The organism is Krasilnikovia sp. MM14-A1004 (assembly GCF_047159485.1).
Classification (GTDB): Bacteria; Actinomycetota; Actinomycetes; order Mycobacteriales; family Micromonosporaceae; genus Actinoplanes.
Map to the genome: position 1 here is coordinate 6,555,971 of NZ_AP038773.1, position 15,430 is coordinate 6,571,400.

Annotated in this window: 11 protein-coding genes and 1 pseudogene; 6 read left to right on the plus strand and 6 right to left on the minus strand. The window is 72.9% G+C overall.

The window, feature by feature from the left end:
* Positions 1-4 precede the first annotated feature (4 nt).
* Both ACMCNN_RS28480 and ACMCNN_RS28485 read right to left on the minus strand, forming a co-directional pair.
* Positions 5-850: a menaquinone biosynthetic enzyme MqnA/MqnD family protein gene (locus ACMCNN_RS28480; RefSeq protein WP_412743558.1), complete on the minus strand. Its 846-nt coding sequence runs from the start codon at positions 848-850 to the stop codon at positions 5-7.
* A gap of 88 nt (positions 851-938) precedes the next feature.
* Complete coding sequence (locus ACMCNN_RS28485) at positions 939-1,250, minus strand: type II toxin-antitoxin system VapC family toxin (protein ID WP_412747308.1); 312 nt, start codon at positions 1,248-1,250, stop codon at positions 939-941.
* Positions 1,251-1,514: 264 nt separating this feature from the next.
* Between ACMCNN_RS28485 and ACMCNN_RS28490 the strand changes: the two genes are divergently transcribed.
* From ACMCNN_RS28490 to ACMCNN_RS28500, 3 genes are all read left to right on the plus strand, one after another.
* On the plus strand, positions 1,515-3,536 hold the full coding sequence (locus tag ACMCNN_RS28490; protein ID WP_412743559.1) for a HelD family protein: 2,022 nt from the start codon (positions 1,515-1,517) through the stop codon (positions 3,534-3,536).
* A 139-nt stretch (positions 3,537-3,675) separates the two neighbouring features.
* Positions 3,676-5,439: a trypsin-like serine protease gene (locus tag ACMCNN_RS28495; RefSeq protein WP_412743560.1), complete on the plus strand. Its 1,764-nt coding sequence runs from the start codon at positions 3,676-3,678 to the stop codon at positions 5,437-5,439.
* Positions 5,440-5,653: 214 nt separating this feature from the next.
* Positions 5,654-6,418, plus strand: coding sequence for a VOC family protein (locus ACMCNN_RS28500; RefSeq protein ID WP_412743561.1), 765 nt, complete (start codon positions 5,654-5,656; stop codon positions 6,416-6,418).
* Positions 6,419-6,445: 27 nt separating this feature from the next.
* Here the strand turns inward: ACMCNN_RS28500 and ACMCNN_RS28505 are convergent.
* The 4 genes and pseudogenes from ACMCNN_RS28505 to mqnE all read right to left on the minus strand — a co-directional run.
* Positions 6,446-7,759: pseudogene (locus ACMCNN_RS28505) on the minus strand (M14 family metallopeptidase); the annotation flags it as partial.
* A 162-nt stretch (positions 7,760-7,921) separates the two neighbouring features.
* The gene (locus ACMCNN_RS28510) at positions 7,922-8,443 is read right to left on the minus strand and encodes a DUF4229 domain-containing protein (RefSeq protein WP_412743562.1); all 522 of its coding nucleotides are present in this window, start codon (positions 8,441-8,443) and stop codon (positions 7,922-7,924) included.
* Between the two features lie 12 nt (positions 8,444-8,455).
* Positions 8,456-8,884, minus strand: coding sequence for a hypothetical protein (locus ACMCNN_RS28515; RefSeq protein WP_412743563.1), 429 nt, complete (start codon positions 8,882-8,884; stop codon positions 8,456-8,458).
* Between the two features lie 24 nt (positions 8,885-8,908).
* The gene (gene mqnE, locus ACMCNN_RS28520) at positions 8,909-10,078 is read right to left on the minus strand and encodes an aminofutalosine synthase MqnE (protein WP_412743564.1); all 1,170 of its coding nucleotides are present in this window, start codon (positions 10,076-10,078) and stop codon (positions 8,909-8,911) included.
* Positions 10,079-10,370: 292 nt separating this feature from the next.
* Between mqnE and ACMCNN_RS28525 the strand changes: the two genes are divergently transcribed.
* The 3 genes from ACMCNN_RS28525 (at position 10,371) to ACMCNN_RS28535 (ending at position 15,329) form a co-directional block, all read left to right on the plus strand.
* On the plus strand, positions 10,371-11,915 hold the full coding sequence (locus ACMCNN_RS28525) for a C40 family peptidase (RefSeq protein ID WP_412743565.1): 1,545 nt from the start codon (positions 10,371-10,373) through the stop codon (positions 11,913-11,915).
* A 130-nt stretch (positions 11,916-12,045) separates the two neighbouring features.
* The gene (locus ACMCNN_RS28530) at positions 12,046-13,212 is read left to right on the plus strand and encodes a hypothetical protein (protein ID WP_412743566.1); all 1,167 of its coding nucleotides are present in this window, start codon (positions 12,046-12,048) and stop codon (positions 13,210-13,212) included.
* Between the two features lie 242 nt (positions 13,213-13,454).
* Complete coding sequence (locus ACMCNN_RS28535; RefSeq protein WP_412743567.1) at positions 13,455-15,329, plus strand: DEAD/DEAH box helicase; 1,875 nt, start codon at positions 13,455-13,457, stop codon at positions 15,327-15,329.
* Positions 15,330-15,430: the final 101 nt, after the last annotated feature.

Sequence of the window (15,430 nt, forward strand, 5' to 3'; positions counted from 1 at the left end):
GGGCTCAGAGCTGGAGGAACTCCGGACCGGCGGCCGGCAGCGGTGGGGTCTCGCCGCGCGCCGCCGCGCGGCGGGCGAACTCCCGCACCCCCGCGATCTGCCGCTCGCCGAGCGAGAAGTCCAGCGCCCGGAAGTACGTGGCCAGCGTCGCCGCGTCGAACGGCTCCCACCGCGCGGCGGCCCGCGCGACCTCGTCCAGCTCGCCGAGGCACAGGTCGCGGGAACGCTGGAACGCCTCGTGCACGTCCTTCACCACGCCCGGGTGGGCGGCCGCGAAGTCCCGGCGGACCGCCCAGACGGCGAACACCATGGGCAGTCCGGTCCATTCGTTCCAGGCCTGGCCCAGGTCGACGACCTGCAGGCCGCGCTGCGGCGCCTCGTACATCGCGCGCAACGCCGGGTCGCCGATCAGCACCCCGGCGTCGGCCTCCAGCAGCATCTGGGGCAGGTCCGGTGGGCACCGGAAGTAGTCCGGCTCGGCGCCGTACCGCTCCGCCAGCAGCATCTGCGCCAGCAGCACCCCGGTACGGGAGGTGGAGCCGAGGGCGACCGGCCGGGCATCCAGCTCCGGAAGCGGCCGGGTGGAGATCAGGTTGACAGACAGCACCGGGCCGTCGCTGCCCACGGCGAGGTTCGGCAGCAGCAGCAGGTCGTCGGCGTGCCGCAGGTACTCGACCAGCGAGATCGGGCCGATGTCCAGATCACCGGCGACCAGGGCCGCGTTGAGCCGGTCCGGGTTGTCCTTGCGCAGGTCGACGTCCAGCAGCGCGCCCGAGCGCATCAGGCCCCAGTAGAGGGGGAGGCAGTTCAGGAACTGGATGTGCCCGACGCGCGGCCGCTGAACGTTCATGCGGGCGACGCTATCTCCGCCCCGCACCGCCCCGCCCGCGGGTACGCCGGATTCGGTCGAAGAACACTCGCACGAACTCGGGCCCGGCCTACCGCGCCTCGAAGGGATTCAGCAGGTCGACTCCGGTAGCGGCGACATCGGCGACGTTGCGGGTGACCAGGGTCAGGCGGTGGACCAGAGCGGTGGCCGCCAGCAAACTGTCGACCACGGGGGGCCGGTGCGGCGGCACATTCAGCCGACCCCACCGCTGGGCCACCTCGCCCGAAACCGGCAGGACCCGGTCTCCGTAGGCGGTGAGCAGCGTGTCCAGCCAGTGGTCCAGCGCCGCCGCCCGATCGGCGGCCCGTGGCCGCAGGCGCTCGATGCCTGCGCGGATCTCACCCACGGTCAGGACGCTCAGGTAGACCGACGCGTGTCTGTGGGCCTGATGCCACTAGATAGATTCTCTCCGCCGACCCGGCTGCCGGCCATCTCCAGGAGTGCCATGCGGGGACAGGGGCACCCGGCCGGATATTCGGTGGAGGCGGTACGCGGGCGCGCGTACGCTGGTGGGCCGCTTGACGGCCGTGGTGAGCAAGCACCGCAGCGGACGTCCCCCCGCGCCGAGGCCGGCGATCCGGCCCTTCGGACACGCGAGCGATCCGGACCCGCCGGAGGACGACCTGTGACGACACCTGACCTCGACACCGAACTCGCCGCCGAACGACACCACCTCACCGAGTCCCGCGCAGCACTGGCCCGCATGCGCGAGCGGGCCCGGGCCCTGTTCGCCACGGGCGAGAACGTGGCGGGCGACGCCTACACCGCCGAGCAACTCGGCCGGCACCTGTCCAAACGGGTCGCCGAGCTGGCCGACAATCCCGACACTCCCCTGTTCTTCGGCCGCCTCGACCTGGACGCCGGCACCCACCACGTCGGGCGGCGGCACGTCACCGACGACGCCGGTGAGCCGATGGTGCTGGACTGGCGGGCGCCGCTGTCGCGCGCCTTCTACCGGGCCAGCGTCCGCGACCCGCAGGGCGTCGCCACCCGGCGCCGGTTCGGCTTCGTCAAGGGCGAGCTGACCAGCTTCGAGGACGAGCACCTCGACCGCGGCGAGGAACTCGGCACCAGGAGCCGCATCCTGACCGCGGAGATCGAACGCCCGCGCGTCGGCCCGATGCGCGACATCGTCGCCACCATCCAGCCCGAGCAGGACGAACTGGTCCGGGCGGAACTGACGGACTCGATCTGCGTGCAGGGCGCGCCCGGCACCGGTAAGACGGCGGTGGGCCTGCACCGGGCCGCGTACCTGCTGTACCTGCACCGGGAACGGCTACGGCGCTCCGGCGTGCTGATCGTGGGACCGAACTCGGCGTTCCTGTCGTACATCTCGGCGGTGCTGCCCGCGCTCGGCGAGGTCGAGGTGGCTCAGGCGACCGTCGACGACCTGATCGCCAAGGTCCCGGTGCGTGGCACCGACACTCCCGCCGCGGCGCTGCTCAAGCACGACCCGCGGATGGCAGAGGTGCTGCGCCGGGCGCTGTGGGGGCGGATCGGCAAGCCCACCGAGGCGATCATGGTCTCGGACGGCTCGTACCGCTGGCGGATCGATCCCGAGCCGCTGCGCCGGATCGTGGACGAGGCGCGGCGCGAAGGGCTGCCGTACCTGGTCGGGCGGGAACGGGTGCTGGCGCGGGTGGTGGGCCTGCTGCAACGGCAGTCCGAGTACCGCACCGGCAACTCGCCCAGCGAGGGATGGCTGCGCAGGATGGCCAAGGTCGCGCCGGTCCGGGACTTCCTCGACGCGGCCTGGCCCGCGGTCACCCCGGAGGGGCTGGTGGTCGCGCTGTTCACCGATGCCGAGCTGCTGGCGGACAGCGCCGAGGGCATCCTCACCGCGGAGGAGCAGCAGGAGCTGCGGTGGGCCAAGCCGCCACGTACGGTCAAGGCCGCGAAGTTCAGCGCCGCCGACGCCGTCCTCGTGGACGAGGCCGCCGGGTTGCTGGAACGCCAGCAGAGCTTCGGTCACGTGGTCGTCGACGAGGCGCAGGACCTCTCGCCCATGCAGGCGCGGGCGATCGCGCGGCGCAGCGAGCACGGCTCGATCACCCTGCTCGGCGACCTGGCCCAGGGCACCGCGCCGTGGGCCGCCGCGGACTGGCGCGACACCCTCGCCCACCTGGGCAAGCCGGACGCTGCGGTGGTGCCGCTGACCACCGGTTTCCGCGTACCCGCGGTGGTGGTCGCCCTGGCCAACCGCCTGCTCCCGGCGCTCGGCGTGGACGTACCCGAAGCGGTGTCGTTGCGCCGCGACGGCGACCTCGCCGTCGTCGCCGTCGCCGACCCCGCCGAGCTCGACGCCGCGGTCCTGGTCGAGGTCACCGCGGCGCTGGATCACGAGGGGTCGGTCGCGGTCATCGCGGCCGACGCCGCGGTCGACCGGCTGCGCGCCCACCTCGCGGCCGCGGGTATCCCGGCCGCGACGCCCGACGACGTCGAGACCGGGGCGCGGGTCACGGTCGTGCCCGCCACGGTCGTCAAGGGCCTCGAGTACGACCATGTCATCGTCGCCGAGCCCGCCGACATCGTCGCCGCCGAGCCGCGCGGCCTGCACCGCCTGTACGTGGTGCTCACCCGCGCGGTGTCCCGCCTGTCCGTGGTGCACGCCCGGCCGCTGCCGGAGCCGCTGTCCACCTCGGGATGATCCCCACCCGGCCCGTGACCTGGTCGGCGCCTCCGGCGATCGGACAGGTGGCACAGCTCACCGTGGGCGGAGTGGCGGCGCACCGGTCCGATCTCTACGGTGAGCTGACTTCGATCTTGTTGCATATGCCCATGCCTTGATGGATGTCGAAATTTCGGGCCGGTGTGCGCCGGCTCGTGTGGTAGCGCGCCGTGTCCGATGTGCCTCCGGCCCGACCGGCGCTTCGTCCTGTGACGTGAGGGGTGGTTTGACGGTGCGGCTGGCGTCCGGGCTGGTGCTTGTCGGTGTGCTAAGCGGATTGTCGGTGCCTGGTGCGCCCGGTCTGCAGGGGGTCTCCGCGGCGTCCGAGACTTATCCGTTCGTGGTCAGGGTGGTTGCGGGCGATCCCGCCGACCATGGCGTCGGGTGCTCGGGTGCGCTGGTGGACCCGAGCTGGTTGGTGACCGGTAAGGCATGTATCGCCGGGAACGGCGGCGCCGTGCCCGAGGGCCGGCCCGCCACGGCGACGACGGTCACGATCGGCCGCGCCACCGTGCCGGTGATCGACCTCGTGCCGCATCCGGACCGTGACGTGGTGCTGATCAAGATGGCGGTGCCGGCCGCCGGCGTGACGCCGGTCCGCATCGCCACCGAGGCGCCGACGGCCGGCGAGGTGCTGACCGTGGCCGGGCTCGGGCGCACCGCCGACGAGTGGGTGCCCGATGCCGTGCACGCGGCGACGTTCTCGGTCACCGCTGTCACCTCGAACCTGCTGACGATCGCGGGCCGGGACACCGATCAGGTCGGCCCGTGCAAGGGCGACGCCGGTGGACCCGGTCTGCGTACGGTCGGCGGCCAGCCGGCCCTGGTGGCGCTGACCTACGGCGGCGGACAGGGCGGGTGCCTCGACGCACCGGCCGGGGCCACCACCCGGGGCGGCACCCAGACCCGGGTGGACGACCTGGCCGCCTGGATCGAGCAGCACGTCGACGGCAAGCCACGGCCGACCTCGTTCCTGTACGACAACCAGCAGCACGTCTTCGCCCGCGGCGCCGACGGCAAGCTGCACCACTGGAAGTGGGTCACCGGCGAGGGACGTGGCTACGAGTCCTGGGGCGAGGAACTGGCCGGCACCCCGATGAGCTACGTGTACGGCAAGCAGCAGCACGTCCTCGGACGCGGCGCGGACGGCAAGCTGCACCACTGGATCTGGGAGCCCGGCAAGGCCCGCTCGCACAGCATCTGGGCCGAGGGACTGGCCGGAGACCCCGCCGGCTACGCCACCGACAACGCGCAGCACATCTACGCCCGCGGGACCGACGGCAAGCTGCACCACTGGAGCTGGACCCAGGGCGTCGGCTACGCGCACGAGGTCATCGGCGACGGCATCTCCGGCGACCCCGCCGCGTACGTGCTCGGCACCCAGCACCACGTCTGGGCCCGCGGCACCGACGGCAAGCTGACCCACTGGGTGTGGGAGCCCGGCAAGGCCCCACGCCGCGAGACCTGGGACGGCGGCCTGGCCGGCGACCCTGTCGCGTTCGTCTACGGCGACCAGCAGCATGTCTTCGGCCGGGGCACCGACGGCCAGCTGCATCACTGGAAGTGGACGCCGGGCGAGGGCCGCGGCCACGAGACGTGGGGCGGCAGCCTGGCCGGCGACCCCACGGGCTACGCCACCGCCGACGCCCAGCACATCTACGCCCGCGGCACCGACGGCCAGCTGCACCACTGGAGCTGGACCCGCGGCGTCGGCCGGGCCACCGAGGTGCTCGGCGACGGCATCGCCGGCGACCCGACCTCCTACGTCCTCGGCACCCAGCACCACGTCTGGGCCCGCGGCACCGACGCCAAGCTGAACCACTGGGTGTGGGAGACCGGCAAGCCCACCCGCCGCGAGACCTGGGAGGGCACCACCCTGTGACGCGGACGTGGACCCGGCCGGTGTTCGGCGCCGGCCGGGTCCACGCCCGTTCCGGGACTGCGGGGTCGGCGGTGGACCTATCGACATGGGCGGATCACCGGTTCAGCCAGAACTTCGACACTTAAGCCCATCGAAAGGCTGCCGATGCGACGATGCACCGCATGAACGAGTGCACCGAGCGCAGTGACGGCCGCGAGATTCGGGAGGCACGGTCGTGACCGCAGCGGGCCTCGGCGTACCGACCTGGGTGGACCTGGGGACCGCCGACCTCGATGACGCCGTCCGCTTCTACACGTCGCTGTTCGGCTGGACCGCGCACGTGTCACCCGACCCCGAGGCCGGCGGCTACACGATCTTCAATCTCGACGGGATGCCCGCGGCGGGTGCCGGGCCGCTGTTCGGCGAGGGGCAGCCCACCGCCTGGAGCACCTACATCGGTACGGACGACTCCGACGCGGTGGCCGCCCGGGTCCAGGCCGCGGGTGGACAGGTGCTGGTGCCGCCGTTCGACGTGCTCGACCAGGGGCGGATGGCGGCGTTCCTCGATCAGGCCGGGGCGCCGTTCAGCGTGTGGGAGCCCGCGATGATGCGCGGTGCCGAGGTGTTCGACCGGCCCGGCGCGCTGACCTGGAACGAACTGACCACCCGGGACGTGGAGGGCTCGGCGCGGTTCTACGGCGCCGTCTTCGGCTGGGTGGCGCGCGACAGCTCGGCGGACGGCCCGCCGTACGTGGTGTGGGAGCGCGAGGGCCGGACGATCGCCGGCCTGCAGCCGATGCTGGGCGCCCAGTGGCCCGCCGACCTGCCGCCACACTGGATGGTGTACTTCGCCGTCGCCGACTGTGACGACGCGGCCGCGCGGGCGTTCGCGCTGGGCGGCCGGGTGGCGCACCCGCCGACGAGCTTCCCGATGGGCCGGTACGCCGTACTGGAGGACCCGCAGGGCGGCACGTTCGCGATCCTGGCCGGAATCGCCTGATCCCGGCCAGGACCGTCGGGTCGCTCAGCAGTACTGGGACTGCTTTCCGATCACCTTGTACGGGCAGTCCGCCACCTCGGCCAGCTGCAGCGCCGCCTCGCGGTTGCGGGTGGTCTCCCGGGTGATGACGCTGCCGGGCGGGTAGAAGCCGCCCTGCGCCGAACTGGTCGGGTACATCTCGAACGTGTACGCGAAGATCTTGTGTGCGCCCCACAGCCAGTCCAGCGAGTCACCGTCGGTGATGTACAGGTCGCTGGCCTGTTCCGGCGTGTAGTTGTTCGTGGCGGCCATCTGCCGGCCCAGGGTGGCGAACGTGTTGTTGTCGTCCGCGGTCATCCCCGTCCCGGTGTCGGCGGTCGTATAGCCCAGCGGCCACAGCACCAGCTCGGAGTAGGTGTGGAAGTCCAGGGCGGCCTTGATCTGCTGCTTGCCGCCGATGACCCGGCTGTTGACGAAGTCCCGGATCACCCGCGTCTCCGGCGCCGACCACGCGGACGGCCCGCGGTACGTCTCCGAGGACGGGCTGCCCGAGGAGCCGCCGCAGCAGCCCCAGTGGTCGCCGTAGTTGCGGTTCAGGTCGGTGCCGATGTAGCGGGACCCGGTGTTGGGCTGCCGGTTCTTGCGCCACGACCGGTACGAGCCGGTGGCGATGTCGTACTCGGCGCCGTCCGGGTTGACCGACGGGACGATCCACAGCTCGCGGGTGTCCACGATGTTCTTGATCCGGGTGTCGGTCGCGTAGTTGTCGGCGAACAGGTGCAGCAGGTAGACGGCCATCTCCACGGTGAGGTGCTCCCGTGCGTGGTGGTTGGCGTCGTACAGCACCTCGGGCTCGTTCTCGTCGGTGCCGACATTGTCGGAGATCTTGACGGCGACGATCTGCCGGCCCTCGTAGGACGTGCCGAGCACGTACTTCTTGGCGATCGACGGGTAGCGGGCGACGATCGCGTCCACCTCGGCGACCATCTCGCCGTAGTTGTGGTACGCCGCGTCGCTGGACGGGAAGTCCAGCGCGTTCGGGCCGGCGTCGGGGCGGCCGTCGGCGACCGGCTTGACCGTGTATCCGAGTTTGCGCAGCGCCTGCACCTCGCTGCGCGTGGCGGTCACGGTCACGACGGCGTGTTCGACGTCGTCGATGGCGGCGCCCGTGCGGGCGATCGCGTTGCGCTGGGCGAGCGTACGGGCGTCGTACACCTCGTACTGGGCGGAGGAGTCGGTGGATGGGCCGGCGCCCGGCTCCGCGGTGACGGGGCGGGCGGCGGCGGACTGGGCCGGGGCGGCGGACGCGGTGAGGGCGAGCCCGATCGCGGCCGCGGCAAGGGTGGCGAAACGTCGTCTCATGAACGACCTCCGGAGATAGGGAGGGGGTCCCGTCTCGTCACTGCATCACCGGGGATCGACCATTGGCAATGGATCTGCCGTGCTGCCCGTCATGCCAAACTGCCCCCTACCCCGGCGTGATGGATGCCCGGAGTGCTGGCCGGGGGCAGCGCTCCGGTCGGGTCAGTGCGCCCCGGTGGCCTTGCCGTTGGGCGAGGTCACGTCGGCTCCCCCGGACGGCTCGGCGGCCCGGTCATCCACGACGCCGCCGTCGTCGGCCCGGTCGGCGCTCTCTGCCCCGGCCCCGTTGCTCGCGGCGGCGCTCTCTGCCCCGGCCCCGTTGCTCGCGGCGGCGCTCTCTGCCCCGGCCCCGTTGCTCGCGGCGGCCTCGCCCGGCCCGACCACGTTGCTCGCGGCGCCGTCACCGGTCGGTGCCGCCCGGTCACCCGCGGCGGCCGCGGCCTCGTCGCCGGCCAGCGCGGCCCGCAGGCGGTTCTTCTCCGCCTTGCGCCGGTCCGCGGCCCCGGCCAGCTGCTCGGCCATCTCGTTACGCCAACGCGCCAGCAGGAAGTACGAGAAACCGGCCGACGCGACCAGCGCGATCATCGCCCTGACCAGCAGGTTCAGCGGCACTGGCAGGAGCAGCACGAAGACCACGAGGAACAGGCCGAGGCGGCCCAGCGTGTATTTGACGGACGGACTCATGACGCTTCCCTCTCAGCCCGCCCGGTGGCGCAGCCACCGGAGGCCGTAGAACCAGACCAGGCAGTACACGACCGTACCGGTGGCGGCACCGACCGCCCCGCTGACCAGGGCGGGGAAGGTGACGGCGGCGAGCCCGGCCAGGGTCATCCCGGCCGCCACGCCGAACCCCGCACCGAGCCCGGCGACGACGACCCGGTTGGCGCCGAACCCGGCCGCGCGGAACTCCTCGACGAACAACCAGCCGGGCAGGACCAGGGCCAGCCACCCGCTGGCGTCGCCGAACGTCGACAGCCGCAGTAGCGCCATGATCCCCTCGAAGACCAGCAGGATCACCACGCCGCAGAGGAGCCCGGCCAGCGCGACCCCGATCAGGTCACCCGCGGTCGCCAGGCGCCCGTCGGGGGTGCGGCGGGGACGGCGCTCGCTTGCGGTCTCGGTCATGACAACCCGAGGGTACGCCGGAGGCTACGCCCAGACCTGCTGGGGTTCGCTGCGCCGCTCGGCCAGCGACACCGGCTTCGGGTACTCGCGGACCACCTCGTAGCGGGTGTTGCGCTCGACCGGCTGGAACCCGGCGTCCCAGATGAGGTTGAGCAGGTCCTCGCGGTGCATCGTGTTCGGCGTGCCGTACGAGTCGGCGTCGTGGGTGATCTTGTACTCCACGACGGAGCCGTCCAGGTCGTCGACGCCGAAGTTCAGCGAGAGCTGGGCGACCGACAGCCCGTGCATGACCCAGAAGCACTTCACGTGCGGCACGTTGTCGAGCATCAGCCGGGACACTGCGAACGTCTTGAGCGACTCGGCGGGCGCCGCCATCGTCGTCCGCGCCTGCAGCTTGTTACGGATCTTGCCGTCCGCGGAGTCGACGAAGTCGTGCTGGTAGCGCAGCGGGATGAAGACCGCGAAGCCGCCCGTCTCGTCCTGCAGCTCGCGCAGGCGCAGCACGTGGTCGACCCGGTGCCGGTGCTCCTCGATGTGGCCGTACAGCATCGTGGCGGGGGTCTTCATCCCCTTCTGGTGGGCCAGCCGGTGGATGCGCGACCAGTCCTCCCAGTGGCAGTTGTGGTCGACGATGTGCTGGCGGACCTCCCAGTCGAAGATCTCGGCGCCGCCGCCGGTGAGCGACTCCAGCCCGGCGTCCATCAGCTCGTCGAGGATCTCCGTGGCGGGCAGGCCGCTGATCTTCTCGAACCACTGCACCTCGGTGGCGGTGAAGCACTTGAGGTTGACGTTCGGCAGCGCCGCCTTCAGCTCGCGCAGCACCTTGGGGTAATACCGCCAGGGCAGCGTCGGGTGCAGGCCGTTGACGATGTGCAGCTCGGTGAGCTGCTCGTCCTCCATCTCCTTGGCCTTGCGGACGGCCTCGTCGATGCGCATCGTGTACGCGTCCTTCTCGCCCGGCTTGCGCTGGAACGAGCAGTACGCGCAGCTGGCGGAGCAGACGTTGGTGAGGTTGAGGTGCCGGTTGACGTTGAACATCACCCGGTCGCCGTTGAGCTCGGTACGCCGGTGGTGCGCCAGCCGGCCGAGCCAGGCGAGATCGTCGCTGGCGTACAGCGCCTCGCCGTCCTCGCGCGTCAGCCGCTCGCCCGCGTAGACCTTGGCCTCCAGCTCGCGCTTCAGTCCGGCATCCATGTGGGCCCCTCTCCCATTCGCTCGCCGTCGAGCCTACGTCCACCCCCCGACGTCCCGTGCCGGGAGATCAACCGTGGCGTCAAGGTTCCCCGGCCGTCCCGTGACAATCAGCAGCTTTTAGTCCCAGACCGATCGACAGGGGTGCGCGGCACGGTGTATGAACCTTGAGGGGGACGGTAGCGGCGGGCTGACAGCCCGCGCGGACGGGGAGCAGATGGCAACGGAGACGCGAAACGCCACGGGCGAACCGCGGCGCGCGCGTTACCGTCTGCGCACACTCACGTACTCTGCGGTGGCCGCCGCGGCGATCGCCGCGCTGTTCCAGCCGCTGCCCGCCTTCGCGGCCCCCGGATCCCCGACGGCCCCCGCCGTGCCCGGCTTTCCGGGCGGGCCGGCCGCCCCGGGGCTTGCGGCCGTGCCGGACGCCGGATCGCGCCCGATCCCGCTCGGCACGCTGTCCCTGCCCGGCCAGGTCACACCGACGACGGCCACCACCACCTCACCGACGCCCGGCATACCGGTCAACCCGCTGCTCGCCAAGATCGAGAAGCGCCGCGCCGACATCGCCACCCTCGGCGACCAGCTGATCAAGCTGGGCGAGGACCGGGACATCGCCCGGCAGCAGGCCGCGGCCGCCGACCAGAAGGTCACCCGGACCCAGGCCGCCCTGGTGGTGGCCCAGCAGGACGCCGCCTCGGCCGCCGAGAACGCGATGCGCGACGCCGCCGCGCTGCCGCCCGGAGCGCTCGGCTCCGGCCTGCAGGACCTGGACTCCCTCGCGCAGATCCAGCGTGGCGACTCCCCCGGCGAGCAGGTCGCGGCCCGGCAGCTCGTCATCGCGCAGGAGGCCCAGCAGATCGCCCTCGATGAGCAGGAGGTCACCACGACCCACGCCACCGAGGTCACCGGCCGCTACGACCGGCTCAACGCCGACATCGCGAAGAAGCAGTCCGCGCTGCAGAAGATGGAGCAGCAGAACGCCGACGCGCTGAACCAGGCCGAGGCCCTGGAGAACGCCGAGGACGCCCGCCTGGGTGCCGGCTACCTCTCCGGCGCGGATCAGGGCCGCGGCGCCGATCCGCGGGCGATCGCCGCGGTGCGCTTCGCCCTGGCCCAGCGCGGCGATCCGTACGTGTGGTCCGAGGAGGGCCCGGACAAGTACGACTGCTCCGGCCTGACCTACGCCGCCTACCACAGCCCGGAGGCCGGGCAGTTCCCGCTGGCCCGGGTGGCGCGCGACCAGTACTGGCAGACCCACAAGAAGGTCGTCGACCGGTATTCGCTGCTCCCCGGCGACCTGCTGTTCTTCAGCTACAGCTCCAGCTGGACGGACATTCACCACGTCGCTATGTACGCCGGCAACGGCATGATGGTGGAGGCCCCCCGCACCGGCCTCACGGTGCGCCTCGTGCCGGTGCGCTGGACCCGGCTGTTCCAGGCCACCCGCGTGTACGGCTCGGTCGACGGCCCGACCGAGGGCCCCGACCTCTCCTCGCCCGCGCCGAAGCCGAAGCCGGTCAAGACGACCCCGCCGCCGAAGCCCAGTACGACCAAGCCCAGTACGAAGCCGACGAGCAAGCCCACCACGAAGCCCACGACGTCGAAGCCGAGCACCCCCACGACGACCGAGCCCGCGCCGACGACCAGCACCCCCACCACCGAGCCGACCACGCCCACCGACACCCCGTCGTCCACCGCGGCATCGACGGCCGGTTCGCCCGCCAACGGCTCCACGGGGACAGCCGCGTCGGTCGGCTCGTCGGCGGCGACCTCGTCCAGCTCACGCAGCGACGCCGCGTCCAGCTCGGCCGCCGGCGGCGCGGACAGCGGCCAGTAGCGCCTGCGTCACTCGTCACCTGGGCGGGTCGACTCCGGGTGTGCTGACGAGCGCGGATGTGGCACGGTAAGGGTCAGCGCGCGGGGCAACGATCAGCGTCGGCGCAAGACGACGGCGGTCGGGAGGGCACATGGACGAGCAACACGTGGCACCGGACGGCCCCGGCGACCAGCCGGGCGCCGCGCCGACGCCCGTGGTCCGGCCCGTGTCCGCGATACCCGGTGCCACCGCTGCGCGGGCGGCCGTGCCGGCGGCGCTGCGCCTCGGCCCCGGCGACGTCGGGCTCGGCACCCGCCGGACGGCGCAGGCCACCGTCTATGGGACCCGGAGCGCCCAGCCCGAGCCCGGTACGCCCGAGCCGAAGTCCCCGGAGCCGGAGCAGCCCGACCTCGAACCCGGCCCTCCCGCCGAGCCCGAGCAGCCCGGACTGCCCGAGCCCTCGACACCCGACGCCCCGCCGGGGCGCCCCGCCGGACCAGGCCGGCCCGGTGGCCCGATCGAGCCCGGGAAACCGGCGGAGCCCTCCCGGCCGGTGGAGCCGCCGGCGCCGATCGAGCCGCCGCCGAGCCCGTTCCCGGCCCCGAAGCCGCCGCAGCCGTTCCCCACCCCGGAGCCGCGACCGGGTCCCGCACCGGTGCCGCCGGGGCCACCACCCGCGCCGGATCCCACGCCACCGGCCCCCGTGCCACCGGGTCCGGGCCCGTCGCCGGTCCCGCCCGGTCCCGGCCCGTCACCCGTGCCGCCCGGCCCCGGACCGAGCCCCGTACCGGGGCCGCCGCAGCCGCCGTTCCCGATGCCGCCGTCGATGCCGGCCGCCACCGGGTGGCCGTCGTACCCGGCGTCGCCGATGAGCGGTGGCCCGGTGTACGGCAGCGGGACACCGACCACGTTCGGGGTAGCCGGTCCGGGCGCGGCCCCGGCCCCGTTCGGCGCCGCCGCGACGCCGACCGGTTCGCCGTCGGCACCCGCCGTCGGCCACCCCGTCCAGCATCCGGAACAGGCCGGCGTGCCCCACCAGCGCGGCCAGGGCACCGTGTACGGCGGTCTCGGGGCGGCGGCGCCGGTCGAGATGACCATGCCGGTGTCGATGAACGCCATGGACAACTCCGGCTCGTTGACCGGGCACATCCTGGCCCAGGGCTGGGAAGAGTCACCGGACAGCGGCCGCAGCAGCAACTTCAAGGTCGTCGTCATGATGCTCGTGGTGCTCGGCCTGATGGTGGGCGCGAGCCTGCTGTTCCTCTTCACGGTCGGCAGCGATCTCTCCGACACGATCCACGGGGTCTTCGCCGAGTAGGCCGCGCGGTTTGCCATGAGCGACCCCGCCCCCTAGGCTGGCGCGGTTGGGCCCCGGGGTGAGTCTGCCCACTCCCGGAGCGGAATGCGCGCGGCACCCCACGCGCTGACCCGTACACTGATGGCAGTAATTGACCTGGCGCGCCCTAGGCGCGCTTCGGGCGTTCTTGCGGGCATTTCAGCGGCCGGAGATCCGGACGCGGCGGGCCAGTTGCGAGCGTGCGCCCCCGTAGAGAGGTTCTCTTGACCACTTTCGCTGACCCCAGCACGTTCCCGTCCGTCCTCGAAACCCCCGCGAACACCGAAAACCCCACGGAATCCTCCGACGAGACTCCCGCGGCTCCGGTCGCCGCCACCTTCGCCGAGCTGGGCCTGCCCGCCGAGATCGTCCGGGTGCTGACCCGGGACGGCATCACCGCACCGTTCGAGATCCAGGCCGCCACCATTCCGGATGCCCTGGCGGGCCGGGACGTGCTCGGCCGGGGCCAGACCGGCTCCGGCAAGACCCTGGCGTTCGGCCTGCCCGTGCTGGCGCGCGTCGCGGCGGGCGGGCGCGCCAAGCCCCACCGCCCCAAGGCCCTGATCCTGGTGCCGACCCGCGAGCTGGCCATGCAGGTCGCCGACTCGCTGCTGCCGGTCGGCCGGTCCGTCGGCGTCTTCCTCAAGACCGCGGTCGGCGGCGTGCCGTACGACCGGCAGATGGACGCGCTGCGCCGTGGCGTCGAGGTGATCGTGGCTACGCCGGGCCGCCTCGCGGACCTCATCGAGCGGGGCGCCTGCCAGCTCGACGACGTCGAGATCACGGTGCTGGACGAGGCCGACCAGATGGCCGACATGGGCTTCCTGCCCGACGTCACCGAACTGCTGGCCAAGACCCCCGCCGACGCGCAGCGGCTGCTGTTCTCCGCCACTCTGGACGGTGACGTGGACACGCTGGTGCAGCGGTTCATGACCGACCCGGTCACCCACTCGACCGCCCCGGCCGAGGCCAGCGTCTCCACGATGGATCACCACCTGCTGCTGATCCCGCCGCGCGACAAGTTCACGATCACGGCGTCGATCGCCAACCGGGAGGGCAAGACGATCGTCTTCGCCCGTACCCAGATGGGGGTGGACCGGCTGGTCGAGCAGCTCGCGGCGGTCGGCGTCCGCGCGGGCGCCCTGCACGGCGGCAAGACCCAGCGGGTACGCACGCGGACGCTGGCCGAGTTCAAGGAAGGCCGCACGGACGTCCTGGTGGCCACCGACGTCGCCGCCCGTGGCATCCACGTCGACGGCATCTCGCTGGTCGTGCACGTGGACCCGCCGAAGGACCCGAAGGACTACCTGCACCGGGCCGGGCGCACGGCCCGCGCGGGTGAGTCGGGTGCCGTGGTGACGCTGGTGCTGCCGAAGCAGCGCCGCACCACACAGGCGATGATGACCAAGGCCGGGGTGGAACCAGCCGAGGTCCGGGTACGCCTGGGCGACGACAAGCTGACCGAGATCACCGGTGCCCGCGAGCCCAGCGGCGTGCCCGTGGTCGACGAGCCGGAGCCCCGCCGCGAGCGTGGCGACCGGCCCCGCCGCTTCGGCGACCGCGACCGCGGCGACCGCCCGCGCGGCTATGGCGACCGCGACCGCAGCGAGCGCCCCCGCAGCTTCGGGGACCGGGGCCAGGGCGACCGCCCGCGTAGCTACGGCGACCGGGACCGCAGCCAGGGCGACCGCCCGCGTAGCTACGGCGACCGGGACCGCAGCCAGGGCGACCGCCCCCGCAGCTTCGGCGACCGCGACCGCGGCTTCGGCGACCGGGAGCGGGGCCAGGGCGACCGCCCGCGTGGCTTCGGCGACCGGGACCGCAGCCAGGGGGACCGGCCCCGCAGCTTCGGCGATCGCGAGCACGGCCACGGCGACCGGGCGCGATTCGGCGAGCGGCCCCGCAGCTTCGGCGACCGGCCCTCCGGTGACCGGGACCGTTCCTTCGCCGACCGCCCGCGGGCGGAGCGGGGGCACAGCACCGGCCGTAACGGGGAGCGCACAGGCGGGTTCCGTCGCGAGGCTCCGCGCAACGACAGGCGTGAGGGCGGGCCGGGCGGCGAGCGCCGCTTCGGGCCGAGCCGCACCGCCCGTCACTGACGGAGGACATCGGCTGAGAACGCCGGCCGGGTGGCATCCACCCGGCCGGCGTTTCCGTTTCCCCGTGGGCTGGACGTGCGGCTTGATCGTCGAGCGCGGAG

Coding starts and splice junctions, on each gene's coding strand:
- ACMCNN_RS28495 (WP_412743560.1), top strand. CDS start 3,676: ATGGATGTCGAAATTTCGGGCCGGTGTGCGCCGGCTCGTGTGGTAGCG.
- ACMCNN_RS28510 (WP_412743562.1), bottom strand. CDS start 8,443: ATGAGTCCGTCCGTCAAATACACGCTGGGCCGCCTCGGCCTGTTCCTC.
- ACMCNN_RS28480 (WP_412743558.1), bottom strand. CDS start 850: ATGAACGTTCAGCGGCCGCGCGTCGGGCACATCCAGTTCCTGAACTGC.
- mqnE (WP_412743564.1), bottom strand. CDS start 10,078: ATGGATGCCGGACTGAAGCGCGAGCTGGAGGCCAAGGTCTACGCGGGC.
- ACMCNN_RS28515 (WP_412743563.1), bottom strand. CDS start 8,884: ATGACCGAGACCGCAAGCGAGCGCCGTCCCCGCCGCACCCCCGACGGG.
- ACMCNN_RS28530 (WP_412743566.1), top strand. CDS start 12,046: ATGGACGAGCAACACGTGGCACCGGACGGCCCCGGCGACCAGCCGGGC.